The 301-nt window shown below is 74.8% G+C and carries 1 protein-coding gene and 1 pseudogene; both read left to right on the top strand.

Features of this window, described 5'->3' with window-relative positions; all coding sequences use genetic code 11:
• Positions 1 to 188, top strand: a pseudogene (locus tag ACLBXP_RS25715) (hydroxypyruvate isomerase); the annotation flags it as partial.
• The coding region (locus tag ACLBXP_RS25710) for a four-carbon acid sugar kinase family protein (RefSeq protein WP_447670639.1) at positions 185 to 301 on the top strand (117 nt) is incomplete at its 3' end. The pseudogene ACLBXP_RS25715 and the gene ACLBXP_RS25710, both read left to right, overlap by 4 nt.

The following is a 301-nucleotide window of genomic DNA, read 5'->3' as shown; positions in this document are numbered from 1 at the left end:
AGACCGCGAGCGTGCCCGACCGGCACGAGCCCGGCACCGGCGAGATGGACGACGCCTTCCTGTTCGGCGAGCTCGACCGCCTCGGCTACGTCGGCTTCGTCGGCTGCGAGTACAACCCCGCCGCGGGCACCGAGGCCGGCCTCGGCTGGTTCGCCCCCTACCGGGCGGCGCAGGGAGAGGTCCGATGAGCCACGCGCTGGGCTGCGTCGCCGACGACTACACGGGCGCCTCCGACCTCGCCAACACGCTGACGCGGGCGGGCCTGCGCACCGTCCAGACCATCGGCGTCCCGGAGCCGAGC

Source organism: Methylobacterium sp. A54F, assembly GCF_053346035.1.
The sequence above is the reverse complement of the archived record's forward strand: the minus strand, read 5'-3'. Positions and strand labels throughout refer to the sequence as shown.